This window comes from Rhodoferax sp. EU05-FHT12H12, from assembly GCF_058791215.1.
The window spans coordinates 286,911-300,321 of the sequence record NZ_JBYTDI010000002.1 but is presented as its reverse complement, the minus strand read 5'-3'; the positions used below and the strand labels follow the sequence as shown (position 1 = coordinate 300,321).

Genomic DNA, 13,411 nt, shown 5'->3' with positions numbered 1-13,411 from the left:
CAGCCCAGACAGAACAAGCGACAACAGCTATTGTTTTGATAGCGATTTAAGAAAATTCTCAACAATTCGTTGCGCATACACACTCGCCACCTCTCGCACGAAACGGCTGAAATCCACATGGGCGGAATCGTCGGCGCGATCGGAGATGGTGCGCACCGCGGCGAAGGGCACGCCATAGTCGGCACACACCTGGGCCACGGCAGCCCCTTCCATTTCCACCGCCAGCGGCGTGTAGCCCGCAGTCACCAAGGCCCCCACCAGCGCGGCCACCTCGGCGGCACCATTCACAAACCGGTCACCACTGGCAATCAGGCCCCGGTGCACCACGGGCGCACGCGCCTCATGGGCGATGTCGGCCAACGCCATACGGCTGGCTGCCAGCAAGGCTCCACACAGCATCTCATCGCCAGAGAACTGCGCCCGGCCATACAGAGGCACCTCATAGCGAGGAAACAGGGGTGAGGCGTCCATGTCATGCTGCACATAGGAGCCTCCCACCACCACATCCCCCACCTGTACATCGGCCCCCACGCCACCGGCCACACCCGTGAACATCACCCGGTCCACGCCAAAGTGGGCAATCAGGGCGGTGGCAGTAGTGGCCGCCGCCACCTTGCCGATGCGCGACAACGCCAGCACCACGGGTTGGCCCCACAAGCGGCCACACCAGAAGGTGCGACCGGCATGCGTCACCTGTAGCGGCGACTGCAGCGCCTCCACCAGACCAGCCTGCTCTTCCGCCAGGGCGCTCAGGATGGCAATAGGGGCGGGGTTTGCAACAGCATTCGACATGGCGATATCAGACAAAAGACAGCGAAGGGCTTAGCCTAGCAGGCGCAAAAAAACGGCCCGAAGGCCGCTTTTTTTCTTTGAAAAACACGTTGTGGCTACGGCATCACTTGTCGCGCAGCTCCCGGCGCAGAATCTTGCCCACCGGGGTTTTGGGCAGTTCGGTGCGGAACTCAATCACTTTGGGCTGCTTGTAGCCTGTGAGGTTTTCTTTGCAGAAACTGCGCACATCCTCTTCGCTGAGGTTGGGGTCTTTTTTGACAATGACCAGTTTCACGGCCTCGCCCGATTTGGCATCGACCACGCCCACGCAGGCGCACTCCATGACACCCGGCATCTGGGCGACCACGTCTTCGAGCTCGGTGGGAAACACATTAAAACCGCTCACCAGAATCATGTCCTTCTTGCGGTCCACGATCTTGAAAAAGCCGCGCTCGTCGACCACGCCAACGTCACCGGACTTGAAGAAGCCGTCTGCGGTCATGACCTTGGCGGTCTCGTCCGGACGCTGCCAGTAGCCCGCCATCACCTGTGGACCTTTGATGGCAATCTCGCCGCTCTGACCAGCAGGCACCTCATTGCCATCGTCATCCAGCAGCTTCATGTAGGTGCTGGACACCGGGATGCCAATGGTGCCGGTGTACTCGTTGGAGGTAATGGGGTTGCAGCTCGCGATGGGGGATGTCTCACTCAAGCCATAGCCTTCGCAGATGGGGCAACCGGTCTTTTCAAACCACAGCTTGGCCACCGCGCTCTGCACGGCGGTGCCGCCCCCCACCGAGACCTTCAGGTGACTCCAGTCCACGGTGTTGAAGTCGGGGTGGTTGGCCAGGCCGTTGAACAAAGTGTTGACCGCCGGAAAACTGTGGATCGTGTGTTTGGAAAGTTCCTTGAGCACACCCGGAATGTCGCGCGGGTTGGGAATCAGGATCAGCTTGCCGCCCGTGCGCATGGACAGCATCATGCCCACCGTAAACGCGAAGATATGGTAGAGCGGCAATGCGCACACCGAGGTGGGCTGCACATCCGCAGGAACCTTGGCCATGGCCGGGCCGTACCAGGCTTCGGCCTGCAGCGCATTGGCAATCACGTTGCGGTGCAACAGCACGGCGCCCTTGGACACGCCGGTGGTTCCGCCGGTGTACTGCAACACCGCCACGTCGTCGGCCTTGGTTTCGGGCTTTTTGAAGGGGGCGTTGGTGCCACGGGCAATGGCCTCGTTGAAGCGTACCGCCCCCATCAGCGTATAGGCGGGCACCATCTTCTTGACATTGCGCACCACATAGTTAACCAACGCACCCTTGAGCAAGCCCAACTGGTCGCCCATGGCGCACAGCACCACGTGCTTGACCGGGGTGGCTGCGATGCATTTTTCCAGAGTGGCGGCAAAGTTCTCGATGATGATGATGGCCTTGGCACCGGAGTCCTTGAGCTGGTGTTCCAGCTCGCGCGGGGTGTAGAGCGGATTTACATTCACCACTACAAAACCGGCACGCAAAATGCCGGCCACAGCCACCGGGTACTGGGGCACGTTGGGCATCATGATCGCCACGCGGTCACCCTTGACCAAACCCAGGCCCTGCAAATAGGCCGCAAACGCCTGGCTGAGGCTGTCGGTCTGGTCGTAAGTCACGTCCTTGCCCATGAAGTTGTAGGCTACGCGGCCGGCGTACTTCTTGAAGCTCTCTTCCATCAATCCCACCAGCGAGGGGTACATCGCGGGGTTGATGTCCGCCGGCACACCCTTGGGATAGCTGCTCAGCCAAATGCGATCGGTCATGTCTTTGTCTCCATCCTATTTTTGAAATCAGCCGGGGATTGTCACCGTGCGGGGCACAGCGCGGGCGTGTGCTTTCCCTATGCCGTGCACGACGCGCAGTGGTCTTCAGGTTTTCAGCGCACCCAATACCTCGTCGAGCATCTTCTTGGCGTCGCCAAACAGCATGCGGTTGTTGTCTTTGTAGAACAGCGGGTTGTCCACCCCGGCGTAGCCAGAGGCCATGCTGCGCTTCATCACAATCGACGTCTTGGCCTTCCACACTTCGAGCACCGGCATGCCAGCGATCGGGCTGGTCGGATCGTCCTGGGCGGAGGGGTTCACGATGTCGTTGGCCCCAATCACCATGACCACATCGGTCTCGGGAAAATCGTCGTTGATTTCTTCCATCTCGAACACGATGTCGTAAGGCACCTTGGCTTCGGCCAGCAGCACATTCATGTGGCCTGGCATACGCCCCGCCACGGGATGGATGCCAAAGCGCACGTTCACGCCTTTTTCGCGCAGCGTGCGGGTGATTTCAAACACGGTGTGCTGGGCCTGAGCAACCGCCATGCCGTAGCCGGGAACGATGATCACGCCCTTGGCTTCGCGCAGCAGTTCGGCGGTTTCATTCGCATTCACGGCAACCACCTCACCAGCCGGCTGCACTGGCCCGCCTTCCGCTTTGGGTGCCGCAGGGGCGCTACCGAAGCCACCTGCAATCACACTGATGAAGCTGCGGTTCATGGCATTGCACATGATGTAGGACAGGATGGCGCCGCTGGAGCCAACCAGCGCACCGGTCACGATCAGCAGGTCGTTGGACAACATGAAGCCGGTGGCTGCTGCGGCCCAACCGGAATAGCTGTTGAGCATGGACACCACCACAGGCATATCGGCACCACCAATAGCCATCACCATGTGCACACCAAATAGCAGTGCCACCACGGTCATCACGACCAGCGGCGCCATGCCTTCGGCCACAGAGGTCGACTGGATGAACTCGCGCCCGAACCAGATCACCACCAGCAAGCCGGCCAGATTCAACAAATGGCGCCCCGGCAGCAACAAGGGCTTGCCGCCGATCTTGCCGTTGAGCTTACCAAAGGCGATCAGCGAGCCCGAGAAGGTGACTGCACCGATCAGAATGCCAATGTAGATCTCCACTTCGTGGATCACCTTCTCGGCACCGGTGTGCTGGATGGAGGTATCCACGTAACTGGCAAACCCAACCAGGCAAGCAGCCAAGCCCACCATGCTGTGCATCAGCGCCACCAATTCGGGCATCTGAGTCATTTGTACGGTGCGGGCGGCATACAGGCCCACGCCACCACCCAGCACCATGGCACCAGCAATCCAGGGAAGTCCGGCGGCAGTTACCGTCGGGCCAAACACCGTCGCCAACACCGCCAGCGCCATGCCCACCATGCCGTACAGATTGCCACGCAGGGCGGTGGACTGGTTGGACAGGCCGCCCAGACTCAGAATAAACAAAATGGTCGCGCCAATGTAGGAGACCGTAGCCAAACTTGCAGACATCTTCAGGTCTCCTTACTTGCGGAACATGGCCAGCATGCGCTGGGTGACGGCAAAACCGCCAAACATATTAATGGCCGTCAGCACGATGGCCGCAACAGCGAGCCAGGTGATCAGGCTGTCGGGCCGCCCCACCGCACCCGCCACCGGCGAGACCTGCACCAGCGCGCCGATGGCGATGATGCTGCTGATGGCGTTGGTCACACTCATGAGCGGCGTATGTAGCGCGGGCTTGACATTCCACACCACCATATAGCCCACAAAGCAGGCCAGCACAAACACCGTGAAGTGCCCCAGGAATGCGGCTGGCGCGTAGCTGCCGATCAGCCAGAACAGCAGTGCTGCCACGGCCATCAAAAGGGCAAGGCTCTTGGCCGACATGGGCTCGCTTGCACCGCCATGTCCATGGGCTGGCTTCTTTGCCACCACAGGGGCGGCGGCCTTGGGGGCCGGAGCCGCCACAACCTTGGGCGCAGGGGCGGGCCAGGTGATCTGGCCATCCTTGATGACGGTCAGGCCACGGATGGCATCGTCTTCCATATTGACGTTGGCCACACCGTCCTTGGCTTTGCACAGTTCTTCGGCCAAGCGGAACAAATTGGTCGCGTACAGCGTGGACGACTGCTTGGACAGGCGTGAAGCCAAGTCGGTGTAACCGACGATGGTGACGCCATGCTTCACCACCGCCTGGCCGGGTTCGGTCAACTCGCAGTTGCCGCCCTGCTCGGCCGCCATGTCCACGATCACGCTGCCCGGCTTCATCGACTTCACCATTTCGGCGGTAATCAGCTTGGGAGCAGGTTTGCCGGGAATCAATGCCGTGGTAATGATGATGTCCACCTCTTTGGCCTGCTGCGCGTACATCGCACGCTGCGCCGCCTGGAAGCCTTCGGACATCACCTTCGCATACCCGCCGCCGCCCGCCCCTTCTTCGACATAGTCCACCTTGACGAACTCACCGCCCAACGAGGTGACTTGGTCGGCCACTTCGGCGCGGGTGTCATTGGCACGCACGATGGCGCCCAGGCTGGCTGCGGTGCCAATGGCGGCCAGACCGGCCACACCGGCACCCGCGATGAACACCTTGGCGGGGGGCACCTTGCCTGCAGCCGTGATCTGACCGTTGAAGAAGCGGCCAAAGGCGTTGGCCGCCTCGATGACGGCGCGGTAACCACTGACACCGGCCATGGAGGTCAAGGCGTCCATCTTCTGGGCGCGCGACAGCGTGCGTGGCAGGGAGTCGATGGCCAGCACGGTGGCCTTCTTGGCGGCCAGCTGTTGCAGCAACTCAGGGTTTTGGGCGGGCCAGATAAAGCTGATGAGGGTGCCGCCTTCGCGCATCAAACCGACTTCTTCTGCCGAGGGGCCGCGCACCTTGAAAACGATGTCGGACTGGGCCCAGAGCGCTGGGGCCGTTGCCACCACCTCGGCACCCGCTGCGCGGTAACTGTCGTCGTCGCAGTTGGCCAAAGCACCCGCACCCGACTCCACACAGACCCGAAAGCCCAGCTTGATCAGCTTCTCCACCGCCTCCGGCACCGTGGCAACGCGTTTTTCGCCCGGGAAAGTTTCCCGGGGGATACCAATACGCTGTCCTGTTTCCGTGGCAACACTGGTCTGCATCAAGCGACTCCTTTACGTGGATGGGGCGGGCCCTGGGGCGTTTTCGCAGCGGTAAGCTTCGCGAAAGGATACTGGGCGGCAACTTTAACTGAATTTCTCTGCGCAAACGCCCGCCCGCAGACGCGCCCGGAGCAGGCGCGTGCAAAACAGCCCAACCCTGCATGCCCATAATCCGGCATGCACCAACGATGGAAACCCAGTGTCACCGTGGCCGCTGTCATAGAGCAGCAGGGCCGCTTTTTGATGGTGGAGGAGCACACCCCCGAAGGCCTGCGGCTGAACAACCCGGCCGGCCACCTGGACCCGGCGGAGTCACCCGCTCAGGGTTGTTCCCGAGAGGTATTAGAGGAAACGGCCTATGCCTTCACGCCCACCTTCCTCGTGGGCCTGTACTTGTCGCGCTTTCAACGCCAGCGCGCCGATGGGCTGGAGGATGTGACCTACCTGCGCTTTGCCTACGCCGGCACCCTGGGCGCCTTGGACGCACAACGCACGCTGGACACCGGCATCGAACGCACCGTATGGCTCAGCGCCGACGAGATGCGCGCCAGCCAGGCCCGGCACCGCAGCCCGCTGGTGCTGCAATGCATGGAAGACTATCTGCGTGGTCAGCGATACCCGCTGGAACTGATTTATGCCGACGCCAGCCTGTGGCAGCCTCAGGTATCGCTATAAAAAAAGGAGCTGCTTGCGCAATATCCACGGGCTCTAGAGGTCATTTTTATGCCCAAACAGCAAGCGCAGTCCAGCCCGTAAAATCGGGTCCATGAGCAAACAACGCATCGTGGTGGGACTGAGTGGGGGCGTGGACTCCGCGGTGACCGCCCACCTTTTGAAGCAGCAGGGCCACGAGGTGGTGGGCATCTTCATGAAGAACTGGGAGGATGACGACGACAGTGAGTACTGCTCGTCCAACATCGACTTTGTGGATGCCGCTGCCGTAGCCGACGTGCTGGGCATCGAGATTGAACACGTCAACTTTGCCGCCGACTACCGCGACCGCGTGTTCGCCGAATTCCTGCGCGAGTACCAGGCTGGCCGCACCCCCAACCCCGACATCCTGTGCAACGCCGAGATCAAGTTCAAGGCCTTTCTGGACCACGCCATGCGCCTGGGCGCCGAGAAGATTGCCACCGGCCATTACGCCCGTGTGCGCCTGAACGACGCGACAGGCAAGCACGAGCTGCTCAAAGGCCTGGACCCGGCGAAGGACCAAAGCTACTTTTTGCACCGCCTGAACCAGGCCCAGTTGTCCAAAACACTGTTCCCGGTGGGCGAGCTGCACAAGACCGAGGTGCGCCGCATTGCCGACGAGATTGGCCTGCCCAACGCCAAAAAGAAGGATTCCACCGGCATCTGCTTCATTGGCGAGCGCCCGTTCCGCGAATTCCTGAACCGCTATATCTCCAAGGAGCCCGGTCCCATCAAGAATGCCAAGGGGCACACGATTGGGGAGCACGTCGGTCTGTCTTTCTACACCCTGGGACAGCGCCAGGGCCTGGGCATTGGCGGGCTCAAGGCCAAAGGCGCGCAGCGCGGCGGCGGTGACCATGCCCCCTGGTTTGTCGCGCGCAAGGACATGGAGAGCAACACGCTATGGGTGGTGCAGGGGCACGACCACCCGTGGCTGCAGTCCAGCCAGCTGCAGGCACAAGACGCCAGCTGGACGGCCGGGCACCCACCTGCCCCGGGTGATCTGGCCGCCAAAACCCGCTACCGCCAGGCCGATGCCCCCTGCACCTTGGCACCCGACCCCGGGACGTCGTTTGCACTTGACTTTTCTGCCCCCCAATGGGCAGTGACGCCCGGACAGTCCGCCGTGCTGTACGACGGCGACGTGTGCCTGGGCGGTGGCGTCATTGCCGCGGCCCAGTCCAACCCGTGAGCCCATGTCTCGCCCTGAAAATCAGCGGTTTCATGACTTTTTTGGCATCCGCGTTGCCGAAGCCGGTGCTAACATCGTTTGAAAAGCGAATTGCATACAGTTCGCCAGGGACCACTTGAAAGCCCACGGCCATGTTCCACGTACTACGCAACAGCGACGGATCTATTGCCTCTTTGGCCCGAAGCGAACGACCGGGCGGCGAAATGCTGGCGGACGAACACCCGGATATCCAGCGTTTTCTGGGCGGCAAGGGCGGTGCCTCTGGCTTTAACGAAGCGGACGCCGAATTTGTGCGTGTGCTGGAAGACCTGATTGACACGCTGATCATGAAAAACGTCATCCGCCATACCGACTTGCCAGACGCAGCCCAACGCAAGCTCATGCTGCGCAAGGGCCTGCGCAACCGCATGCACGGCGCGCTGAATTTGCTGGGTGGCGACGAGCGCCTTCTCTGAGCCCCCATGGCGCCTCCCTCCACCCCAACACCACCACCCGCAAAACCTGCCACATGGCGCTTGGGTGAACACGGCATCCACTTTGACCCCTTGCTGGACAGCGTCGTCGCCATTGCCCGGCTCTTCGGCATTGCAACCACTCAGGAAGCCCTCTCCGCCGGTCTGCCACTGGAAGGCAATGTGGTCACGCCCGCCCTACTCCCACGGGCCGCAGCACGGGCCGGCCTGACCGCGCGCCTGGCACGCCGCGAACTGTCCGACCTGCGCCCCGGCTTGTTGCCAGCCATTTTGTTGCTCAAAGACAAGCAGGCCTGCCTGCTGCTGGAGTGGATGGACGACGGCAACGCCCGGGTACGTTTCCCCGAGGGCGGCGAATCCAGTGATGTGCTGCCCAAGGCCGAACTGGAGGCTTTGTTTGCTGGTGTGGTGTTTTTCGTGCGCCCGGTTTTCAAGTTCGAACCGCGCAACCCGCAGACCGGCCAAGTCAAGTCGGGGCATTGGTTTTGGGGGGTTGTGTTCCAGAACTGGCGCCTCTACCGCGACAGCCTGTTGGCAGCCTTGCTGATCAATGTCTTCGCACTGGCCATGCCCATGTTTTCCATGACGGTGTACGACCGCGTGGTGCCCAACCGGGCAGAGGAAACGCTGTGGGTCCTGTCCATTGGTGTCCTGCTGATGATGGGCTTTGACATGGTGCTGCGCATTCTGCGCGCATACATTCTGGACACCGCCGGCAAGCGCATCGACGTGACGCTGTCGTCCCGCATCATGGAGCGGGTGCTGGGCTTGCGCATGGCCGACCGCCCGGCTTCGGTTGGCTCTTTTGCGGCCAATCTGCGGGCCTTCGAAGCGGTGCGGGATTTTGTGGCATCGGCGTCCATCACCACGCTGGTCGACCTTCCGTTTGTGCTGGTGTTTTTGTTGGTGATTGCGTGGATATCACCCTGGCTGCTCATTCCGCCGCTGGTATGTATTGCGCTGCTGCTGCTGGCCTCCTTGGTTGTGCAGCAAAAAATGCAGGAGCTGGTAGAAGTCACCCAGCGCGCGGGCGCCCAGCGCAACGCGACTCTGGTGGAGAGCTTGGTGGGCATTGAAACCATCAAATTCATGGTGGCCGAGAGCGCTTTCCAGCGCAAATGGGAACAATCCACCGTGTTTCTGGCGCAGCACGGCGCCAAACTCAAGCTGCTGTCCAGCGGTACCCTGAATTTTGCGCAAATGATGCAGCAACTGGTCTCCGTGACCACGGTCATCGTGGGCGTGTACCTGTTGATGTCCAACCAGATCAGCATGGGGGCGATCATTGCGGCCTCCATGCTGGCCGGGCGCGCCATGGCACCGTTTGGTCAAGTGGCTGGCTTGCTCATGCAGTACCACAGCGCCAAGAGTGGCTTGGCTTCTGTGGACACCCATATGCAGACACAACCGGAACGGGCCGACGATGCCACCTTTCTGCATCGCACAGGCTTCCAGGGCACCATCGAATTCAAGAACGTCAGCTTCACCTACCCGGGTCAACAACAGGCGGTACTCAGCCATGTGTCCTTCAAGATCCATGCCGGCGAAAAAGTCGCCTTCATCGGACGTGTGGGCTCAGGCAAGTCCACCATCCAACGCCTCATCCTGGGATTGCACCAACCCACCGAAGGCGCCATCCTGATTGATGGCATTGACTCGCGTCAAATTGATCCGGCTGAGCTGCGCCGGGCCGCAGGATTTGTTTCGCAAGACGTGAGCTTGTTTTACGGCACGCTGAAAGAGAACATTGCGCTGGGTGCCCCGTTTGCCGATGACCAGGATGTGATCGCCGCCGCCGAAATCGCGGGCGTTACCGAGTTTGCCAACCGCCATCCGCGCGGCTTTGATATGCCTATTGGCGAGCGCGGGGAATCACTCTCTGGCGGGCAACGACAGGCTGTGGGCATTGCCCGTGCGGTGCTGAATGATTCACCCATTTTGCTGCTGGACGAACCCAGCAGTGCCATGGACCACCAGAGTGAGGACTTGCTGAAAGCCCGCCTGCGCCGATTCACACTGGGCAAAACTGTGGTGCTGGTGACCCACCGCACCTCGCTGTTGGAGTTGATCGACCGTTTGATTGTGATCGATAACGGCCAGATCATGGCCGATGGGCCCAAGACGCAAGTCGTCGAGGCGCTGCAAAGTGGCCGCATAGGGAGGGCCGCCTGATGCAGGCTGAAACCGATCCCCAGTCACGCTGGAAAAAGGTATGGGACCGCTTTTATGCCTGGAGCTCGTTCTGGATAGACCGCGGCATGCTCGCGGTGGTTGGAAAACACAGCGAGCAGGATGGCGACTTCGATGCGAATGCAGACTGGGCGATTGCGGAGCAAACCCCGAAAGGCGCGCGCATTGTCATTTGGCTGAGTGTGGCCTCGTTGGTGGTGCTGTTGCTGTGGTCTGCGTTTGCCGTGCTCGATGAAGTGACACGCGGGGAAGGCAAGGTCATCCCCTCGCGCCAGATCCAGATTCTGCAAAGCCTGGACGGCGGTATCGTGTCCGAAATTCTGGCGCGCGAGGGACAAACCGTAAAAACCGGTGACTTGCTGCTGAAGGTGGACCCCACACGCATGGTGTCGTCATTGCGTGAAAACCAGTCCCAATACCTGGCCTTGCTGGCCAAAGGGGCCCGTTTACGCGCCTTGGCCGAAGGCTCCCGCTTCATCCCCCCCGAAGAAGTCGCACAACAGGCGCCCGAAATTGTGGAAGCCGAACGTGCGCTGTACGAATCACGGCGGGCGGAGTTGGATGCCACGATTGGCGTGGCGCGCCAGCAGTCTACGCAGCGCTCCCAAGAGTTGGTGTCCATACGAGCACGCCGCGAGCAAGCTGCGCAGAGCTACACCCTGACGGCGCGGGAGTTGGAAATGACACGCCCCCTGGTCCGCACGGGCGCAGTTTCCGATGTAGAGCTGTTACGGCTGGAGCGCGACGTCGCCCGCTACCGGGGAGAGCGGGACAGCGCCAACTCCGATATACCGCGGCTGGAGTCCGCCGTAGCCGAGGCCAACCGCAAGATCCAGGAAATAGAACTCACATTCCGCAACGTTGCCCGTTCGGAGCTCAGCGAAGTCAATGCCAAGCTGAGCACGCTGTCAGAGGGGAGCACTGCGCTGGAAGACCGGGTCAAGCAAACCGAAATTCGCTCTCCCGTGAACGGCACGGTGAAGCAACTCAAAGTCAACACGGTGGGCGGGGTCGTTCAACCCGGCAAAGATGTCATCGAACTGGTTCCGTCCGATGACGCCCTGTTGCTGGAAGCGAAAGTCTTGCCGCGTGACATTGCGTTCTTGCGACCCGGACAGAAAGCACTGGTGAAATTCACCGCTTACGACTTTGCGGTGTACGGAGGGCTGGAAGCCACTTTGGAACAAATCGGCGCAGACAGCGTGGTAGATGAAAAAGGCAATGCCTACTTTGTGGTCCGTGTTCGCACCCTTTCCAATACCATTGGCCAACAGAAGCTCCCCATCATTCCTGGCATGGTGGCCGAAGTCGACATCTTGACCGGCAAGAAGACGGTACTGTCCTATTTGCTCAAACCCATTCTGCGCGCCAAGGCAAAGGCATTGACCGAACGATGAATGGAGCTGCCAAAGGGCTTTTTCTCAGCCAGGATGCGGGACTGTTGTCGCACTGGAGGAAGGCGCTGCGAGGCGACAAGGGGGTGGTGCACGAATCGCTGAATACCCTTGCACTTGGTGCGATCGGTGGGCCCAGCCTGCTCTGGGTCGACATGTCCACCCCCCAGTTGCCTGCATGGAACCATCCCAGTTGGGCACCGTTGCTCCACCACCCGTACTTACGTGTGGTGGCCACCAGCTCCAATCCCAAGGATGCGGAAGCGGTCGCCGCACTGGATGCTGGCTGTGCGGGGTATTGCCATGCCTACGCCGACGCGGCCACGCTGCGCCAAGTGGAGCAAGTTGTTCGGGTTGGGCACGTCTGGATAGGCCCCAATCTGATGCAAAGACTAATTCAGACCGCAAACCACGCAGCTGCACGAACGCCCCCCACCGACACTTGGGCCCTGCATCTGACCGCGCGCGAGAAGCAGGTCGCTTTGCTGGCAGCCAAAGCTGCCTCCAACCTGGACATCGCGAATCAGTGCGGCATCTCAGAAAGAACCGTCAAGGCCCACTTGAGCGCAGTATTTGAAAAATTGGGGATTGCAGACCGCCTGCAGCTGGCACTCAAGGTGCACGGAATCCAGTAAAAGTTCACACACCCTGTACTTGAGGACAATAGGCAGCCCGCCCCCAGTGCCCTAGAGTTAGCGGATATCAATTCGCTGAATTCTGGAGTTTGTATGGCTGCCAACCAAGTTACCGCCCAAGCACGTGGCGTTGTTGTGATCCTGCAAGGCAAGGCTTGGATCGTCAATGCGGATGGCAGCCGACGCACCTTGAAGCTCGGCGATGAGGTTCAGGAAGGCCAAATCGTTGCCACGGAAGATGGTTCAATCCTGGAACTTGCCTTACCCAATGGCCAACCACTGAGTATTGCCTCCGGCCGCGAACTGCTGCTGGATGCAAACTTGCTCGGCATCGCACCGACCGACCCCACGGAAGCGGCACTCAAAGACCTCAACAGTGGCGCAGAAGCAGTTGCCCGCGCCTTGACCACCGGAACTGGGGATCTGTCCGCAGAGTTGGAAGCCACCGCCGCGGGACTTGGCGGCGGTGAAGGCGGAGAGTCACACAGTTTTGTGCGCCTGGTGCGCATTAGCGAAGAACTTGCGTCTCTGGGTATCCAGCGCAACGCAGACTCCCCAACAGGGGACTTGCTGGATGACCCATTGGGTGGAACTGCACAGGATTCACCATTACCTAGTACCACTGCGACCACAACTACAAACACCGCTTCCGTTGTCATCAGCGACGCCACCACCGTGGCCGAGGCCAATGGCAATTTCTTGCAGTACAGCGTCAGCCTCTCCAACCCCGTGGCGGCCAACACCACCGTCACCCTGAGTCTGGCCGGCTCCGCCTCCAACGGCGTCGACTACAACAACCTGCAGTTCTCCACCGACAACGGCGTCACATGGACTGCCGTGCCCGCCAGCAACCAGATCTCCCTGCCCGCTGCCGGCTCCGCCGTGCAGGTCCGCGTGGCCGTCATCGATGACGCTCTCACCGAGTCCACCGAGTCCCTCATCCTGGGCGCAGGCTCTTCTTCCAATCCCCTGGTCTCCACCGGCGACACCGGCTCGGGCTCCATCACCGATGACCGCGGCACCGATAACCCCAATGTCGATGCCGACGCCACCGCTTCCGTTGTCATCAGCGACGCCACCACCGTGGCCGAGGCCAATGGCAATTTCTTGCAGTACAGCGTCAGCCC

11 protein-coding genes are annotated in these 13,411 nt (G+C 60.9%); 7 read left to right on the top strand and 4 right to left on the bottom strand.

Translation table 11 applies throughout. The features are described 5' to 3' along the window. Window positions 1–27: 27 nt before the first annotated feature. From AC3WS7_RS06150 to AC3WS7_RS06135, 4 genes are all read right to left on the bottom strand, one after another. Window positions 28–792 (bottom strand): 5'-methylthioadenosine/adenosylhomocysteine nucleosidase, encoded by a 765-nt coding sequence (locus AC3WS7_RS06150; protein ID WP_492655746.1) that lies wholly within the window; start codon window positions 790–792, stop codon window positions 28–30. Between the two features lie 103 nt (window positions 793–895). Then, complete coding sequence (locus tag AC3WS7_RS06145) at window positions 896–2,569, bottom strand: long-chain-fatty-acid--CoA ligase (protein ID WP_492655745.1); 1,674 nt, start codon at window positions 2,567–2,569, stop codon at window positions 896–898. A 105-nt stretch (window positions 2,570–2,674) separates the two neighbouring features. Continuing rightward, a complete protein-coding gene (gene pntB, locus AC3WS7_RS06140) occupies window positions 2,675–4,087 on the bottom strand; it encodes a Re/Si-specific NAD(P)(+) transhydrogenase subunit beta (protein ID WP_296472427.1) in 1,413 nt (470 codons plus the stop codon). 12 nt (window positions 4,088–4,099) lie between these two features. Continuing rightward, window positions 4,100–5,707, bottom strand: a complete 1,608-nt coding sequence (locus tag AC3WS7_RS06135) for a Re/Si-specific NAD(P)(+) transhydrogenase subunit alpha (RefSeq protein ID WP_492655744.1) — start codon at window positions 5,705–5,707, stop codon at window positions 4,100–4,102. A gap of 177 nt (window positions 5,708–5,884) precedes the next feature. Here AC3WS7_RS06135 and AC3WS7_RS06130 point away from each other — a divergent pair, with 177 nt between their 5' ends. The 7 genes from AC3WS7_RS06130 to AC3WS7_RS06100 all read left to right on the top strand — a co-directional run. Beyond that, window positions 5,885–6,382 carry an NUDIX hydrolase gene (locus AC3WS7_RS06130; RefSeq protein WP_296472423.1) on the top strand — a complete coding sequence of 166 codons (498 nt, stop codon included), beginning with the start codon at window positions 5,885–5,887 and terminating at the stop codon, window positions 6,380–6,382. A gap of 91 nt (window positions 6,383–6,473) precedes the next feature. Next, on the top strand, window positions 6,474–7,592 hold the full coding sequence (gene mnmA / locus AC3WS7_RS06125) for a tRNA 2-thiouridine(34) synthase MnmA (RefSeq protein WP_296472421.1): 1,119 nt from the start codon (window positions 6,474–6,476) through the stop codon (window positions 7,590–7,592). A gap of 131 nt (window positions 7,593–7,723) precedes the next feature. Then, window positions 7,724–8,047, top strand: a complete 324-nt coding sequence (locus AC3WS7_RS06120; RefSeq protein WP_296472419.1) for a hypothetical protein — start codon at window positions 7,724–7,726, stop codon at window positions 8,045–8,047. Window positions 8,048–8,053: 6 nt separating this feature from the next. Next, entirely contained in the window at window positions 8,054–10,237 is a 2,184-nt protein-coding gene (locus AC3WS7_RS06115; protein ID WP_296472417.1) for a type I secretion system permease/ATPase, read from the top strand. Next, complete coding sequence (locus tag AC3WS7_RS06110) at window positions 10,237–11,652, top strand: HlyD family type I secretion periplasmic adaptor subunit (RefSeq protein WP_492655743.1); 1,416 nt, start codon at window positions 10,237–10,239, stop codon at window positions 11,650–11,652. Before AC3WS7_RS06115 ends, AC3WS7_RS06110 begins: the two co-directional genes overlap by 1 nt. Beyond that, window positions 11,649–12,284, top strand: coding sequence for a response regulator transcription factor (locus tag AC3WS7_RS06105; protein WP_492655742.1), 636 nt, complete (start codon window positions 11,649–11,651; stop codon window positions 12,282–12,284). The genes AC3WS7_RS06110 and AC3WS7_RS06105 overlap by 4 nt, the downstream gene beginning before the upstream one ends. 93 nt (window positions 12,285–12,377) lie before the next feature. Then, window positions 12,378–13,411, top strand: a 1,034-nt coding sequence (locus tag AC3WS7_RS06100) for a retention module-containing protein (protein ID WP_492655741.1), incomplete at its 3' end; no start/stop codon positions are given.

What these genes read in the sequence shown, in the direction of transcription:
- AC3WS7_RS06150 (WP_492655746.1), bottom strand. Translation starts at nt 792, where the DNA reads ATGTCGAATGCTGTTGCAAACCCCGCCCCTATTGCCATCCTGAGCGCC.
- AC3WS7_RS06145 (WP_492655745.1), bottom strand. Translation starts at nt 2,569, where the DNA reads ATGACCGATCGCATTTGGCTGAGCAGCTATCCCAAGGGTGTGCCGGCG.
- pntB (WP_296472427.1), bottom strand. Translation starts at nt 4,087, where the DNA reads ATGTCTGCAAGTTTGGCTACGGTCTCCTACATTGGCGCGACCATTTTG.
- AC3WS7_RS06135 (WP_492655744.1), bottom strand. Translation starts at nt 5,707, where the DNA reads ATGCAGACCAGTGTTGCCACGGAAACAGGACAGCGTATTGGTATCCCC.
- AC3WS7_RS06130 (WP_296472423.1), top strand. Translation starts at nt 5,885, where the DNA reads ATGCACCAACGATGGAAACCCAGTGTCACCGTGGCCGCTGTCATAGAG.
- mnmA (WP_296472421.1), top strand. Translation starts at nt 6,474, where the DNA reads ATGAGCAAACAACGCATCGTGGTGGGACTGAGTGGGGGCGTGGACTCC.
- AC3WS7_RS06120 (WP_296472419.1), top strand. Translation starts at nt 7,724, where the DNA reads ATGTTCCACGTACTACGCAACAGCGACGGATCTATTGCCTCTTTGGCC.
- AC3WS7_RS06115 (WP_296472417.1), top strand. Translation starts at nt 8,054, where the DNA reads ATGGCGCCTCCCTCCACCCCAACACCACCACCCGCAAAACCTGCCACA.
- AC3WS7_RS06110 (WP_492655743.1), top strand. Translation starts at nt 10,237, where the DNA reads ATGCAGGCTGAAACCGATCCCCAGTCACGCTGGAAAAAGGTATGGGAC.
- AC3WS7_RS06105 (WP_492655742.1), top strand. Translation starts at nt 11,649, where the DNA reads ATGAATGGAGCTGCCAAAGGGCTTTTTCTCAGCCAGGATGCGGGACTG.